The following is a 13640-nucleotide window of genomic DNA, read 5'->3' on the forward strand; positions in this document are numbered from 1 at the left end:
TGTCCGCAAACCGAGGATGACCGACATGATCCAGCCGGTGCAGTTGCCGTCGCCGTGGCGGGACGCACGCCTGACCGTCGTCGTGCCCACGTACAACGAGGCGGGCAACCTCCCGGCGCTGGTCGAGCGGCTGCTCGCGCTGCCGCTGCCGGGGTTGCGCATCCTCGTCGCCGACGACAACTCCCCCGACGGCACCGGGGAGGTGGCCGACAAGCTGGCCATCGAGAACCCCGACCGGATCGAGGTCGTGCACCGCGCTGGCAAGGAAGGCCTCGGCCGGGCGTACGTGGACGGGATGAGCCGGGCGGTCGCGGGCGGCGCCGAGTACGTGGCGCAGATGGACGCCGACCTCTCGCACCCGCCGGAGGCGCTGCCGGGGATGCTGGGCGCGCTGCTGTCCACCCAGGCCAGCGTGGTGATCGGTTCCCGGTACGTGCCCGGTGGCGAGCTGGACGAGAACTGGCCGCTCTACCGCCGGGCGCTCAGCGGCTGGGCGAACCTCTACGTGCACACGCTGCTGCGGGTGCGCATCCGGGACCTCACCGCCGGCTTCAAGATCTGGCGGGCCGACGCCCTGCGCGACATCGACCTGGAGCGGGTGCAGTCCAACGGCTACAGCTTCCAGGTGGAGATGCACTACCTCGCCACCAAGCTGGGGCACACCATCCTGGAGGTGCCGATCCGCTTCGAGGAGCGGCGCGACGGCGTCTCCAAGATGACCACCGCGACCAAGGTGGAGAGCGCCCTCATGCCCTTCCGCCTCCGCAGCAAACACCGCAACGTAACCCGCTGACCCCCACCCCCACCCCGTCCTGCTGGGTGATCAGGAGGCTCGCGTCGCCGACGGTGGCGAATCTGACGCGAACCTCTTGATCACCGGGACGCGGGAAGGGTGGCGGTCAGGGGGCGGTGGGGTAGATGGCGTTGTGGGCGGTGGCGATGGCTGCGGCGTAGGCGCGGCCGGTGAGCGCACGGTCGCGCGCCAGCGCCGCGCGGGCCGCGTTCGCACCCGGCGCACCGTGCACCCCGCCGCCCGGGTGCGCCGACGAGCTGGCCAGGAAGAGCCGGTCCACCGGGGTGTCCGCCCGCCCCAGGCCAGGGATCGGGCGCAGGAAGAGCTGCTGGTACGCGGCAGCGGTCCCGCCGCCGAGCGCGCCGCCGACCAGGCTGGGGTTGCCCTCCTCCAGATCGACCGGCGAGGCCACGTGCCGGCCCACGATCAGGCGCCGGAAACCCGGTGCCGCGGCCTCCAGCACGTCCTCCATCCGCTGCACGTGCCCGGCCACGTCGTCGGCCCGCCAGGTCCGCCGGAACGGCAGATGGGTGTACGACCAGAGCGACTCGGTGCCCGGCGGGGAGTGGCTCGGGTCCGCCACCGACATCTGCCCGACCAGCAGGAACGGGTCGCGGGGCAGCTCACCACGGGCCAACTCGCTGGCGTAGTGGGTGAGCCCGTTCAGGTCCGCGCCGAGGTGCACGGTGCCGGCGCCGGCCACCTGCCGGTTCGTCCACGGCACCGGCGCGGAGAGCGCCCAGTCCACCTTCAGCGTGGAGCCGTCCCACCGGAAGTGCGCCAGGTCCTCCACCAGCCGCGACGGCAGCGCCGCCGGGCCGACCAGGTCGAGGTAGAGCGCCGGCGCCGGAACGTCGGCGAGCACGGCCCGCCGGGCCCGCCACAGCGCGCCACCGACGGTGCGGACTCCCATCGCCCGGCCCCGGGCGGTGAGCACCCGTTCGGCCCGCGCGCCGTAGATGATCGTCCCGCCGCGCCCCTGTAGCCGATCCACCAGCGCGTCGGTGATCCGCTGCGCGCCGCCGTCGGGCACCGGCCAGCCGACCTGCTGGCCGAGCATGGCCAGCAGCCAGCCGTAGACCCCGGAGCCGGCCTCCTCCGGGGAGAGGTCGGTGTGCAGGGCGCAGCCGGCCAGCAGGGCCGGCCCGCCGGGGCCGTCGAAGAGTTCGTCGCCAAGCTTGCGGACCGGCACGACAAGCCGGCGGGCGAGTCGCAGCGCGCCAGCGACCCGCAACCGCCGCAGCAGGCCGAGGCCTCCGCGTACCGGGGGGAACGGCGCGGTGATCGCGTCCAGCATCGGCTCGGCCACGTCGAGCCACTCGGCGTACGCGTTCAGCCACCGCTTGCCGTCACCGGGAGCGAACTGCTCCAGCGACGCGGCGGTGACGTCCGGGTCCCGGTTGATCACCGCGGCCCGACCGTCGGGCAGCAGGTGGGCCAGCACGTCCGGGGCGTGTCGCCACGACAACCCGTGTCGATCCAGGCCGAGGGCGCCCAGCACCGGTGAGGCGTACCCGAGGGGGTAGAACGAGCTGTAGAGGTCGCTCAGGTAGCCGGGCGCGGTGACCTCGGCGGAGCGGACGGCGCCGCCGGGCGTCGCGGTCGCCTCCAGCACCACCACGTCCCAGCCGGCGTCGGCCAGCAGGTTGGCCGCCACCAGGCCGTTGTGCCCGGCACCGATGATGACGGCGTCCGCGCTCTGCGCGACGGTGGTTGTCATCGGATCCGCCTACCCGGCGCGCAACCGGGCGAAACGCGTTTGCCTCGCCGGGGCCGGGGCATCCAGCGCCGCATGTACACGGTTGCGCAGCTGGTGGGCGGGGTGTGGGGTGCGGGCGGCGACGGCGGCGAACTGGTCGTGCGTGATCCGGCGGACGACCAGCCGGTGAGCACGGTGCCGGTGGCCACCGCCGACGAGGTGGGCAAGGCGACCCAGGCGGCCCGCAACGTGGCGGCCCAGTGGGCGGCGACCGCGCCGGCGGAACGGGCGGCGGCGCTGCACCGGGCCGCGGACGCGGTGGAGGCGGTCGTCGAGGAGTTGGCGGCGGCGGTCACCGCGGAGATGGGCAAGCCGTTGGCGGACGCCCGTGGCGGCGTCGAGGCGGGGATCGGCACCCTGCGACAGTATGCGGAGCTGGCGCCGCTGCGCGGCGGGCGCACCCTCAATGGCGACCCCGACGCGCTGGACTTCCTGACGCCGCAGCCCCGGGGGGTGGTCGCGGCGATCACCCCCTGGAACGACCCGGTGGCGGTCTCCTGTGGGCTGCTCGGCGCGGCTCTGGTGACCGGGAACGTGGTGCTCTACAAGCCGAGCGAACGGACCCCGGCGACGGGTTGGCTGCTGGCCCGCGCGCTGGACCAGGCGCTGCCGGCCGGGGTGTTGTCGCTGCTCACCGGCGGCCCGGAGGTGGGTGCGGCGCTGGCGGCGCAGGAGGTCGACGTGGTGGCCCACGTCGGCGCGACAGCGACCGGCCGGGCGATCGCCACCGCCGCGGCCCGCACCGGCGCGAAGGTGCTCCTGGAGAACGGGGGCAGTGACCCGTTGGTGGTGGACGCGGGCGTCGACCCGCAGTGGGCGGCGGAGCAGGCCGCGCTCGGCGCGTTCGCCAACGCCGGGCAGATCTGCGTGGCGGTCGAGCGGCTCTACGTGCACCGGGAGGTGGCCGACGACTTCGTGGCCGCGCTGGTACGACGCGCCGAGGCGCTGCGGGTCGGGCCGGGCCGGGACCCGGGCACCGAGCTGGGCCCGCTGGTCGACCGACGGCACCGGGACCACGTGCACGGGCAGGTGGCGGCGGCGGTGGCCGACGGGGCGCGGGTGCGCACCGGCGGCGAGGTGCCGCCCGGCCCGGGGGCGTTCTATCCGGCGACCGTCGTCACGGACTGCCGGCACGACACGGCGCTGGTCCGCGAGGAGACGTTCGGGCCGGTCGCACCGGTGGTGGTCGTCGACTCGTTCGACGAGGCGTTGCGTTGCGCGGCGGACTCCCCGTACGGGCTGGCGGCCACCGTGTTGACCCCGTCGATGAGTCACGCGCAGCGGGCCTGGCGAGAGCTGCCGGTCGGCACCGTCAAGATCAACGCGGTGTTCGGGGGCGCGCCGGGCGGTGCCGCGCATCCGCGCCGGGCCAGTGGGCAGGGCTTCGGGTACGGCCCGGAGCTGCTGGACGAGTTCACCGCCACCAAGGCCGTGCACATCGAGGCGCCGGGCGGCGGGCACTGGTAGGACAGCACGGGCGGACGCAGGGGTGGCGCGTCCGCCCGTACCGCGTCGGTGGTGCTCCGGTGCGGCGCGGTCAGTTCCCGCGGGCCTTGCGGGTGGCGCGGTCGTTGGCTTTCTCGATGGCCGTGACCAGCTCCGGCTTGGTCATGCCCGACCGGCCGGGTACGTCGAGTTTGCGGGCCACCGACATCAGGTGGTCCTTGGTGGCGTTGGCGTCCACGCCACCCGCCGTGGGGGCCCGTCGTTCCGGCCCGCCACCGGCGGCCTGCTGGTCGCTGGGACCCTTGCGGCCCTTCGGCTCCCAGTGGTCGCCCACCTTCTCGAACTGGTGCTTCACCGCGGCGAAGGCGGTGCGGTGCGCCCGCTCCCCCTCACCGTAGGTCTCGACCGCCGAGTCGTGCGTCTTCTCCCAGGTGCGCTGCGCCTTATCCGGGGAGCGCCGCAGCGTGCTGGGCAGGTCTTCGCGCCCGGGCATCTCGTCCTCCTCCGTGTCGACAGGGTCACTGTGACCGTTCCCCGGTGACGCGGCGGCAAACCATAGCGGCGTCGGCCGGCCCGGGGGTGGGGTTTGTCGATTTACCCATCCGGGTACCGCCGGGCCAGGCCAGACCGGACGACCGGTCATCCGGCGGCCGGGGCGCAGGGAGCGGGCAATGACGACCACGGAGCCCGGTACCACCCTCGACGGCACAGCGGGCCGCCGGGTGCCGCGACGGATACGGCAGCTGAGCTGGCGGACCTGGCGTGGGGTGCTGGTCCGCAGTGTGCAGAACTTCGTCACCGACAACTGCTCCGACTGGGCCGCCGCGCTCACCTACTACGGCGTCCTGGCGCTCTTCCCGTCCGCCATCGTGGTGGTGGCGCTGGTCGGCCTGGTCTCCAGCGGCGAGCAGACCGTCGACACCGTTGTCGACCTGGCCAACCAGGTGGGCGCCGGGGCGGTGCTGACCGACGACAAGGACGGCGTGATCGGGGTGATCCGCGCCGTGGTGCTCGACCAGAGCAACCCGAAGCTGCTGCTGAGTTTCGGCCTGCTCGGCGCGCTCTGGTCCGCGTCGGGCTTCATCGGCGCGTTCACCAGGGCCTCGAACGCGGTGTACGGGGTGACCGAGGGCCGCCCGGTCTGGAAGCTCCGGCCGCTGCAGATCGGCCTGGCGGCGATCACGCTGGTGCTGCTCGCGGTGGTCGCTCTCGGCCTGATCGTCAGCGGGCCGGTCACCGACGCGGTCGGCGACCTGATCAACGCCGGCGGCCTGGCCCGCACCACGTGGAGCGTGGCGAAGTGGCCGGTCCTCGCCATGATCATGATGGTGCTGCTGTCCCTGCTGTTCTGGATCGCGCCGAACGTGCGCCAGCCCCGGTTCCGCTGGCTCACCCCGGGCGGCGCGGTGGCCCTGCTCTCCTGGGCGGCGGCCTCCTTCGGCTTCGGCCTCTACGTGGCCAACTTCGGCTCCTACGACACCACCTACGGCAGCCTCGGCGCGGCCATCGCGTTCCTGGTCTGGCTCTACCTGTCGAACTCGGCGCTGATGCTGGGCGTGCAGATCAACGCCGAGGTGCAGCGCGGGCGGCAGTTGCAGGGCGGCGACCCGGACCCGGAGGAGCCGGTGCTGCCGCCGCGCCGGCCGGCCGACGAGTGAGGTCCGTTCGGCGATGGTGTCCGGTTCGGCGCCGGGCCGAGGGCCGGTTCGTGGCCCGGTGCCGGTTTAGCGGGCGGGGTGCCGGGTAGCGCAGAAGGCATGGAGCGTGGCAACAGCAAGCACGGACCGAGGATCGACGAACAGATGAGTCAGGAGGTCAGCGGCCTGGTACAGGGGCCGGGGACCGGTGGCTCTCGAGTCGACGAGTTCCGGGTTCCGGAACCGGCCGGTGAGGACCAACCGGAGGCGACCACCGCCCCGGCCGGCGATACGCGCACCGGCGCCCCACAGGGGATGAGCTCGACGGACGTCGAGCAGCGCAGCCGGCTCGGCCGGTTCATCTCGATGAGCGCGCTGCCGGGTGACCGCCTGGTGCTCATCGCCAGCGCCCGCGAGAACGAGGCGCCCGACGACATCGTGGCGGCGCTGGAACGGCTGCCCGAGGGCACCGTCTACCAGACGGTCTCCGAGGTGTGGGCCGCGCTCGGCAACAAGAACGAGACGACTCGCTGGTGAGACGGATCGCCCCCGATCCACCAACCCACCAGCGGCTGAAGGAGGTTCCCCGATGAGTGGCGTTACCGAACACGTAGACGTTTCCGTGCCCGTCCGCACCGCGTACGACCAGTGGACGCAGTTCGAGGAGTTTCCCGAGTTCATGGAGGGCGTGCAGGAGGTCCGGCAGCTCTCCGACACGATGACCCACTGGACCGTGGACATCGCCGGGGTGAAGCGCGAGTTCGACGCGGAGATCACCGAGCAGCTCCCCGACGAGCGGGTCGCCTGGCGGTCCACCGGCGGCACCCAGCAGGCCGGCGTGGTGACCTTCCACCGCCTGGACGAGGACAAGACCCGGGTCACCCTGCAACTCGAGTTCGAGCCGCACGGTGTCGTCGAGCAGGCCGGCGACAAGCTCGGCATCGTCGATCGGCGGGCCAAGGGTGACCTGGAACGGTTCAAGACCTACATCGAACGGCGTGGCCAGGAGACCGGTGCCTGGCGCGGGCAGGTGGACCGTCCGCAGCCGTGACGCTGAGCGGTGACCGGAGATGGCCGTCGGGGTTCCCGGCGGCCATCGCCGTGTCCGAGCCTGTTTGCGATCATCGTGCCCGGGTACGGCTGGAGGTATGACCGACGACAGCATCAGGGTGTGGCGGGACGAGGAGCGGCTTCCGTTGGAGGAGTTGGAGCGCGCCGTGTCGGGCTCCAGCCTCGACGGGCAGGCCGACGACGTGACGGGCAACGACGCCGGCGAGGAAGCCGCGTTCGGGCACGGGGCGGCCGCGTCGGACCGCGAGGGACAGGCCCGGGGCAACAGCCGGGAGGCCACCGACCCGCAGCGCGCCTACCGCCCGTCCACCACCGGCAGGACCGGGCCGGACGTCTGACCCGCGTTCCCGGGCCGGTCGGGCGCGGGCGGCTCGACGGCGGGTCGGCGCGTACCCCACTCGTGCAGCGCGATCAGTGCCAGCGCGAGCACCAGCAGCGCCGAGCCCAGCACCTGCACCGACGTGTTGCCGATCAGCACGCCCAGCCCGGCCGGGACGAGCGCCGCGCCGATGCCAGCGGCACCGATCTGCAGCCCGATGGCCCGGTCCGCGTGCGCCACCCCGACCCGTTCGGCGGTGGTGAGGGTGAGCAGCGGAAACACCGGCGCGGCGGCGAAACCGACAACGACCAGGCCGAGCACCGCCAGGACAGCCGGCCCGGGTACCGCGATCAGCGCCGCGCCGACCGCCATTCCGGCCAGGCTGACGCGCAGCACCAGCCCCGCCCCCAGGCGCTCGGCGACCAGACCCTGCACGACCCGGCCGACGAAGAGACTGCCCCAGTACGCGGAGACGCAGCCGCCGGCCACCGCCGCGCTCAGCCCGCGTCCCTCGGTGAGCAGCAGGAACGCCCACAGCCCGGCGGACACCTCGATCGCCACGTACAGCACGAAGGCGAGCGTCCCGGACCAGACCGCCGGCAGCCGCAGCGTCTCCCCGATCGGAACCCGGACGACCGGTGCCGACCCGCCATCGGTGGCGGAGAGCCCGGCCTGGACGGTCGTGCCCGCCTCGGTGCCGGCCGGGACGCCACGGTGCCAGGCCCGCACGGTGAGCGCGAACGCGGCGGCGAGGACGAGTTGGGCGGCGGCGATGATGCCGTACCCCCAGCGCCAGCCGAGCCCGGTGCTCAACACCGCGGTCATGATCAGCGGACCGATCGCCACGCCCAGGCCGAAGAAGGCGTGCAACCAGTTCATGTGGCGCGCCCCGAAGGCTCCGGCGGCGTACGCGTTGAGCCCGGAGTCGACAGCGCCGGAGCCGAGCCCGAGCAGCAGCGCACAGCCCACCAGCACCACCAGCACGGGGCTGGTCGCATAGCCGGTCAGCGCCAGGCTGGCCAGCAGGGTGCTGCCGGCGAGCAGCGCGCCCACGCCGACCCGGGCCAGCGTGAAGCCGGCCAGCACGCTGGAGGTGAGGTAGCCGACGGTGCCGGCGGTGAGCACCCACCCGACCGCCTCCGTCGGCACGTCGAAGTCGGCCCGGATCGAGGGCCAACCGACGCCGAGCAGACCGTCGGGCAGGCCGAGACTGACGAACGCGAGGTACGCGAGCAGGAGCAGTGCGGCGCGGGGGCGCGCGGGCGGGGTGGACACGACTCACCATCCTGCCGCAGGGGCACCCTAGCGCTGTCGGCACCCGACCGCTCGTGGCGCAAAGAAGTCGTGTCCGTACGGTTGGGAAAACGGACAGCTCATCCAGAATCGGCCGATCGGAGGACGGCAAACCGGCGGGTTCGCGTAAGAATTTCGGGATGCATCAAGGCTCCGGAATCCTCTCCACGCGTCAGCGCCGGCTCGCCTGGCTCGGCTTCCTGCTCGCCGCGCTCCAGGCCCCCGTGTCCGCCTGGCTCGTCACCGACGAGTCGTGGCTGTTCAGCCTCTGCGTCGCGCTGATGGTGGCCACCGTGATCATCGCCGACGACGCGGCGCGGCGACGCCCCGCCGACGCGACCAGCGACTAGGCCCCACCGCCCGGCCGGGCCTCGTGGCCTGGCTGGCCCCGGCTGCGGCGGCGTTCCTTCATCTCCGCCTCGTACAGGTGGCGCCGCCCGCCCACCAGTTCGTCGCGGGCCTGCTGATCCAGCTCCCGGAACAACGCGTGGTAGCCGTCGTCGAAGTCCTCGACGATCTGGAACGTCCATCGTCCGGCGATGACGTTGCGGCCGCGCAGTTCCGTGCCGATCCGGTCGGCGAGGTGCGGGTGACCGGCGGCGCGGAACTGCTCCACCGCGTCGTCGAGCATCAGGTCGGCATGGCCGATCAACTGGTGCATCGAGTAGAGGTGCCCCCGGGCCCGCTCCACACACTCCAACGCCTCACTCAGCTTGCCGAGCGCCGCGACGGTGGCGTCGCTGACCCCGTCCGGCCGCTGGTGCCGCTCGTCGGGTCCGTCCGTCCGCTGTCCCATCCGTGCCTCCGTGCCGTGTGCCGCTGTCTGTGGGTGGTTCTCCTGCTGCCCCGTCTGTGCCGGATCAACCCCCCAGGTCAGCGGCGATCGCCCCAGTGGCGCAGGCGACATCCACCGAGCGGACGAGGCCGACGTGGTGACCGGTCGGTTAGCCTCGGTCACCATGCGTGTGCCGTTCAACCGGGTCGCCTCCCGTACCGCCGTCGACTCGGCGCGGTCCACCCTGGCCGCCCTCACCGTCTCCGTGGGCACTGTCGGGCTCGCCGCCGCCGCCACGCGACCGGGGCTGCTGGCCCAGGTCGACCAGCACGCGGCGGCCGTTCGGGACAGCCTCGACGGTGACCGCACGCCGCTGACCTCTGCGGCGCTCGCCGGCTACGCCGAGGGCGTGCGCGCCGCCGCCCTGGAGCACGGGTGGACGCCGCCCAACGGGCCGGTGGACTGGAGCCACCCGGAGTGGCTGCTCACCCGCCTGCTCGCGGTCTGCGCGCTGGCGCGCGCACTCGACCGGGACTGACCCGACCCGCGAAGGGAGGGCGTCCCGCGTCGTACGCGGAACACCCTCCCCACCGTCGTGCCGTTACGCCCCGTTACGAACGGTACTGCTGGGCTTCGTCCACCCGAGGCATGGCCTGGGTGCGGTCACCCCCGCGGTCGGCCATCTGCCGCTCCACGTCACTACGCCCGGCCGACGCGGCCTGACGCTGCTGTTGCACCGCCCGGGCCTCCTGGGCCGCCCGGTGCAGCCAGCCGTCCCAGCGGTTCTGCATCGGCTTCACGAGACCACCGCCGACGCCGACGATCAGGATGCCGGCCACCGTGGCGAGCACCGCGATCAGCACCGGAGTGGTCACCGTGGTGGCGATACCCACCTGGTTCAGGGCGGCGATCACGCCGAGCGCGATGATGAAGATCGCCGTCAGATCGGCCAGGACCTTGCCGTACGAGAGCCCGCCCAGCGCCCCGGTGACCAGATCCCGCACCGCGTTGGCGATCGCCGCCGCCACCACCACGATGACGATCGCGATGAACGCACGCGGCAGCCAGGCCACCACGCCGCTGATCAGGTCACTGATCGCGTTGGGCCCCCAGACTCCGAAGGCGAACTGCAGCGTGAACAGCAGTACGGCGTAGTACGCCAGTCTGGCCAGAATGTCGCTGGCGTCGTACTTCGTTCTCTCCAGGGCCCGTTTGATGCCACCGCGTTCGACCGCCTGGTCGAAGCGCACCCGTTCCAGCACCGTATCCACGATCTTGAGGACGGCTCTGGCGATGAGCCAGCCGACCACGAGGATGACGATGAAGGCCACTGCCTTCGGGATGAAGAGCAGCACCGACCTCCAGGTGTCGGCGATGGCATCGCCGATGTCGGCCTGCCGGACCGCGAGGGTTTTCAGCATGATGTCCCTCCTGTCGCATGGACTGCGCCGGGCGCATACCCGGCAACCGGTCCGGCAGTCCGCGCAGCGCGCCGCGTTTTTTGCGACAGACCTCCGGACAGGGGCCCTGAACTGCCCGAACGGCCACCTCGACCGACGCGGCGACGGCCCGCCGCCGTGGTCGGATGCCTTTTCCGTCCGGCCGACTAGGCTGCGAACATGCCAGGAACGGTCGGACGGGTCCCCTCGCCAGCGACTCCGGGCCCGGACGCACCCACCGGGCCCGGCCCGGCTGTCGGCCTGCTGGCCCACGACTGGGCCGACACCCCGCTGGGCCCACCCGACGAGTGGGACGTCGCGGTGCGGGCCGTGGGGGAGATGATCCTCGCCTCGCCGATGCCGATGGCCCTGGCGTACGGCGACGATTTCGTCCTGCTCTACAACGCCGGTTACGCCGAGTTGCTGGGCAGCAAACACCCGAGCGCCTTCGGCCGCCCGGCCGCCGAGGTGTTCGCGGAGATCTGGGCCCTGCCCGGCGTCGGTGCGGTGATCGAGCGCTGCTACCGGCAGGGCGTGCCCTTCCTGGAGAAGGAGTCCACCCTGCCACTGGTGCGTGGGCACTCCGCGACTGTGGAACAGGCGGTCTTCACCAGGGGTTACTCGCCGGTCCGCGACAGCGCCGGGCAGATCGTCGGCGTGTTGACGGTGGCGGCCGAGACCACCCACGTCACCGGGCAGTTGCAGAGCCTCAGTGAGGTGGCCGCCGCGCTCGCCGGCACCCTCACCCTCGACGACGTGGCCCGGGTGGCGCTGCGGTACGCGATCACCACGTTCGACCCCGACCAGGCCGCGTTCGCTGTCGACGAGGGCGGCGGCGGCTGGCGCATGGTGCGTCGGGTCCGTGGCGAGTTGCTGGACGAGGCCGACGAGCGACTTCCCCCGCTCTGGCGGCGCGCGCCGGCGGACTGGCCGGCCCCCGTGGTGCAGGCGGCCCGCTCCGGCGGCCCGTCGTTCACCGGCGACGGGCAACCGCTGCGCGACACCGCCGTGGACCGCCACGACCAGAAGATCCGCGCGATGGCGGCCCTGCCGCTGGGCACCTCGGTGGTTCGCGGCGGGCTGGCGGTCGGCTACCAGGTTCCGCACACCTGGTCACCGGCCGAGCGGGCGCTGCTGGCCGCCTCGGCCGAGCTGATCGGTCAGGCCGCGGAGCGGGCCCGCCGGTTCGAGACCCAGCACGGCACGGCCCAACTGTTGCAGCGCAGCATGTTGCCGGAGCACCTGCCGGATCTGCCTCGGCTGCGGATCGCGGCCCGCTACGACCCGGGCGTGGACGGCAACGCGGCCGGCGGCGACTTCTACGACGCGTTCCTGCTGCCCAACGGCTCGCTCGGCGTGGTGCTGGGCGACGTCGCCGGGCACGACGTGCAGGCCGCCGCGCGGATGGGCCAGGTCCGGGCCGCGCTGCGCGCCCTGGCCCTGGCCGACCCGGCGCCCGACGTGGTCCTGGCCGGCCTGGACCGGCTGGTGACCAGCCTCGGCGCGGAGGCCGGCACCCACGAGCTGTTCGTGACGGTGGCGTTCGGGGTGATCGACGCGGAGCGGCGGGAGCTGACGCTGTCCAGCGCCGGTCATCCCGCCCCGCTGATCCGCCGCGGCGATCCGGACGGCCGGTTCCACGCCGAGTACGTCGACGTGCCCGCCGGGCCGCCGCTGGGGCTGGGCGGTCGGCCGGGCACCACGACCGTGGCGTTCCGTCCCGGTGACACTCTGCTGCTGTTCAGCGACGGGGTGGTGGAGCGTCGCCGGCAGAGCCTGACCGTCGGGTTGACCACGCTGAGCGACGCCGTCGCCAAGGCCGGCAGTGGTGACCCGCGCGCGCTCTGCGCGGTGGCCACCGCTGCCCTCCCCGGTGGCACCGAGGACGACGTGGCCGTCCTGGCTGTCGAACACGCCCTCAAGCCGAGTCGTTCGGCGAGCATGGAGGTGCCGGCCGAACCGACCGCGCCCAGCCGGGTGCGGCACTGGCTGACCGGCCAGCTCACCGAGTGGCAGGTGCCCGAGTCGGTGATCGGGGCGGCGGTGCTCTGCACCAGCGAGCTGACCACCAACGCGTTGCTGCACGCCGGCACTGCCGCCCGGGTGGAGATCGACCTCAGCGCCGAGCGGTTGCTCGTCTCGGTCGCCGACTCCGGCACCCGGGGCACCGTGACCCGGGCCCGTACCGACACGTTGAGCAGTCGTGGCCGCGGCCTCGGCCTGATCGAGGAGCTCAGCGACGCCTGGGGCACCGATCCGTCGGTGCGCGGTTCCACCGTCTGGTTCGAGATCGTCACGCCGCAGCCCTGAGACCAGCCCCGGGAGGGGCAGGAGGACGCCCATGGCCACCGATCGCCTCGCCGGAGTCCTCTTCGATGTCGACGGCACCCTGGTCGACACCACCTACCTGCACACGGTGAGCTGGTGGGAGGCGTTACGGCAGACCGACCAGCCGGTGCCGATGGCGGTGGTGCACCGCTCGATCGGGATGGGTTCGGACAAACTCCTCGACCACCTGCTCGGCCCGGAGCGGGACCGCGCCGCCGACCAGAAGCTGCGCGACGCGCACGACACCCTCTACGCCGAGTACTGGGAACGGCTCACGCCGCTGCCCCGGGCGGCCGACCTGTTGCGGGCCTGCGCCGAGCGGGGGTTGCGGGTGGTGCTGGCCACCTCCGCCGCCGAGCACGAGGTGACGGCGTTGCGCCGGGCGCTGAACGCCGACGACGTGGTGGACACCGTCACCTCCTCGGCGGACGCGCGGGAGAGCAAGCCGGCACCAGACATTCTGGAGGCGGCGCTGGCGCAGTCCGGGTTGACCGCCGAGCGGGTGGTCTTCGTCGGCGACTCGGTCTGGGACGTCGCCGCGGCCGGCAAGTTGAACATCCCCTGTGTCGGGTTGACCTGCGGCGGCACCAGCCGCGGCGAGCTGGCCGGCGCGGGTGCCGTGGCGGTGTACGACGACCCGGCCGCGCTGCTGTCCGAACTGGCGGACTCGCCGCTCACCCGACCCCGGTGAGGATCGTTCCGGTTCACCGGCACCGACGCGCATAGCCGGAGCCCTTGCGGGGCAAGGTGTGTCACCACCTGCCCGCGCCCCGCGGGTGC

15 protein-coding genes are annotated in these 13640 nt (G+C 73.1%); 10 read left to right on the plus strand and 5 right to left on the minus strand.

Annotated features, from left to right (window positions below; translation table 11 throughout):
• Positions 1–25 precede the first annotated feature (25 nt).
• Complete coding sequence (locus IF22_RS0122055) at positions 26–793, plus strand: polyprenol monophosphomannose synthase (protein WP_030334974.1); 768 nt, start codon at positions 26–28, stop codon at positions 791–793.
• Between the two features lie 106 nt (positions 794–899).
• On the opposite strand, the gene IF22_RS0122060 is transcribed toward IF22_RS0122055, so the two are convergent.
• A complete protein-coding gene (locus tag IF22_RS0122060; RefSeq protein ID WP_030334975.1) occupies positions 900–2513 on the minus strand; it encodes a phytoene desaturase family protein in 1614 nt (537 codons plus the stop codon).
• A gap of 72 nt (positions 2514–2585) precedes the next feature.
• Here IF22_RS0122060 and IF22_RS0122065 point away from each other — a divergent pair, with 72 nt between their 5' ends.
• The gene (locus IF22_RS0122065) at positions 2586–4019 is read left to right on the plus strand and encodes an aldehyde dehydrogenase family protein (RefSeq protein ID WP_030334977.1); all 1434 of its coding nucleotides are present in this window, start codon (positions 2586–2588) and stop codon (positions 4017–4019) included.
• Between the two features lie 70 nt (positions 4020–4089).
• Here IF22_RS0122065 and IF22_RS0122070 read toward each other — a convergent pair whose 3' ends face one another.
• Positions 4090–4491, minus strand: a complete 402-nt coding sequence (locus tag IF22_RS0122070; RefSeq protein WP_030334978.1) for a ChaB family protein — start codon at positions 4489–4491, stop codon at positions 4090–4092.
• Between the two features lie 178 nt (positions 4492–4669).
• On the opposite strand from IF22_RS0122070, the gene IF22_RS0122075 reads away from it, so the two are divergent.
• From IF22_RS0122075 to IF22_RS0122090, 4 genes are all read left to right on the plus strand, one after another.
• Complete coding sequence (locus IF22_RS0122075) at positions 4670–5656, plus strand: YihY/virulence factor BrkB family protein (protein WP_030334980.1); 987 nt, start codon at positions 4670–4672, stop codon at positions 5654–5656.
• A gap of 99 nt (positions 5657–5755) precedes the next feature.
• Complete coding sequence (locus IF22_RS0122080) at positions 5756–6172, plus strand: DUF2795 domain-containing protein (RefSeq protein ID WP_030334982.1); 417 nt, start codon at positions 5756–5758, stop codon at positions 6170–6172.
• A gap of 52 nt (positions 6173–6224) precedes the next feature.
• Positions 6225–6686 carry an SRPBCC family protein gene (locus IF22_RS0122085; RefSeq protein WP_030334984.1) on the plus strand — a complete coding sequence of 154 codons (462 nt, stop codon included), beginning with the start codon at positions 6225–6227 and terminating at the stop codon, positions 6684–6686.
• Between the two features lie 97 nt (positions 6687–6783).
• Complete coding sequence (locus IF22_RS0122090) at positions 6784–7044, plus strand: hypothetical protein (protein ID WP_030334986.1); 261 nt, start codon at positions 6784–6786, stop codon at positions 7042–7044.
• Here IF22_RS0122090 and IF22_RS0122095 read toward each other — a convergent pair.
• Positions 7002–8300 (minus strand): MFS transporter, encoded by a 1299-nt coding sequence (locus IF22_RS0122095; protein ID WP_030334987.1) that lies wholly within the window; start codon positions 8298–8300, stop codon positions 7002–7004. The two genes, IF22_RS0122090 and IF22_RS0122095, sit on opposite strands and share 43 nt — an antisense overlap.
• 158 nt (positions 8301–8458) lie before the next feature.
• Between IF22_RS0122095 and IF22_RS0122100 the strand changes: the two genes are divergently transcribed.
• Complete coding sequence (locus IF22_RS0122100) at positions 8459–8668, plus strand: hypothetical protein (RefSeq protein ID WP_030334989.1); 210 nt, start codon at positions 8459–8461, stop codon at positions 8666–8668.
• Here IF22_RS0122100 and IF22_RS0122105 read toward each other — a convergent pair.
• The gene (locus IF22_RS0122105; RefSeq protein WP_030334992.1) at positions 8665–9114 is read right to left on the minus strand and encodes a hypothetical protein; all 450 of its coding nucleotides are present in this window, start codon (positions 9112–9114) and stop codon (positions 8665–8667) included. The genes IF22_RS0122100 and IF22_RS0122105 overlap by 4 nt on opposite strands.
• A gap of 163 nt (positions 9115–9277) precedes the next feature.
• Here IF22_RS0122105 and IF22_RS0122110 point away from each other — a divergent pair, with 163 nt between their 5' ends.
• On the plus strand, positions 9278–9631 hold the full coding sequence (locus IF22_RS0122110; RefSeq protein ID WP_030334993.1) for a DUF6401 family natural product biosynthesis protein: 354 nt from the start codon (positions 9278–9280) through the stop codon (positions 9629–9631).
• Between the two features lie 73 nt (positions 9632–9704).
• Here the strand turns inward: IF22_RS0122110 and IF22_RS0122115 are convergent, their stop codons facing one another.
• A complete protein-coding gene (locus tag IF22_RS0122115; RefSeq protein WP_051708712.1) occupies positions 9705–10514 on the minus strand; it encodes a mechanosensitive ion channel family protein in 810 nt (269 codons plus the stop codon).
• A 198-nt stretch (positions 10515–10712) separates the two neighbouring features.
• On the opposite strand from IF22_RS0122115, the gene IF22_RS0122120 reads away from it, so the two are divergent.
• Both IF22_RS0122120 and IF22_RS0122125 read left to right on the plus strand, forming a co-directional pair.
• Positions 10713–12842 carry an ATP-binding SpoIIE family protein phosphatase gene (locus IF22_RS0122120; RefSeq protein WP_030334997.1) on the plus strand — a complete coding sequence of 710 codons (2130 nt, stop codon included), beginning with the start codon at positions 10713–10715 and terminating at the stop codon, positions 12840–12842.
• 31 nt (positions 12843–12873) lie between these two features.
• Positions 12874–13551 (plus strand): HAD family hydrolase, encoded by a 678-nt coding sequence (locus IF22_RS0122125; protein WP_030334999.1) that lies wholly within the window; start codon positions 12874–12876, stop codon positions 13549–13551.
• The last annotated feature ends 89 nt before the right edge of the window (positions 13552–13640 follow it).

The organism is Micromonospora parva (assembly GCF_000718515.1).
Classification (GTDB): Bacteria; Actinomycetota; Actinomycetes; order Mycobacteriales; family Micromonosporaceae; genus Micromonospora; species Micromonospora parva.

Excerpts from the sequence above, each read along its gene's own strand:
- IF22_RS0122055 (WP_030334974.1), top strand. The coding sequence starts at position 26 with ATGATCCAGCCGGTGCAGTTGCCGTCGCCGTGGCGGGACGCACGCCTG.
- IF22_RS0122060 (WP_030334975.1), bottom strand. The coding sequence starts at position 2,513 with ATGACAACCACCGTCGCGCAGAGCGCGGACGCCGTCATCATCGGTGCC.
- IF22_RS0122065 (WP_030334977.1), top strand. The coding sequence starts at position 2,586 with ATGTACACGGTTGCGCAGCTGGTGGGCGGGGTGTGGGGTGCGGGCGGC.
- IF22_RS0122070 (WP_030334978.1), bottom strand. The coding sequence starts at position 4,491 with ATGCCCGGGCGCGAAGACCTGCCCAGCACGCTGCGGCGCTCCCCGGAT.
- IF22_RS0122075 (WP_030334980.1), top strand. The coding sequence starts at position 4,670 with ATGACGACCACGGAGCCCGGTACCACCCTCGACGGCACAGCGGGCCGC.
- IF22_RS0122080 (WP_030334982.1), top strand. The coding sequence starts at position 5,756 with ATGGAGCGTGGCAACAGCAAGCACGGACCGAGGATCGACGAACAGATG.
- IF22_RS0122085 (WP_030334984.1), top strand. The coding sequence starts at position 6,225 with ATGAGTGGCGTTACCGAACACGTAGACGTTTCCGTGCCCGTCCGCACC.
- IF22_RS0122090 (WP_030334986.1), top strand. The coding sequence starts at position 6,784 with ATGACCGACGACAGCATCAGGGTGTGGCGGGACGAGGAGCGGCTTCCG.
- IF22_RS0122100 (WP_030334989.1), top strand. The coding sequence starts at position 8,459 with ATGCATCAAGGCTCCGGAATCCTCTCCACGCGTCAGCGCCGGCTCGCC.
- IF22_RS0122105 (WP_030334992.1), bottom strand. The coding sequence starts at position 9,114 with ATGGGACAGCGGACGGACGGACCCGACGAGCGGCACCAGCGGCCGGAC.
- IF22_RS0122110 (WP_030334993.1), top strand. The coding sequence starts at position 9,278 with ATGCGTGTGCCGTTCAACCGGGTCGCCTCCCGTACCGCCGTCGACTCG.
- IF22_RS0122115 (WP_051708712.1), bottom strand. The coding sequence starts at position 10,514 with ATGCTGAAAACCCTCGCGGTCCGGCAGGCCGACATCGGCGATGCCATC.
- IF22_RS0122120 (WP_030334997.1), top strand. The coding sequence starts at position 10,713 with ATGCCAGGAACGGTCGGACGGGTCCCCTCGCCAGCGACTCCGGGCCCG.
- IF22_RS0122125 (WP_030334999.1), top strand. The coding sequence starts at position 12,874 with ATGGCCACCGATCGCCTCGCCGGAGTCCTCTTCGATGTCGACGGCACC.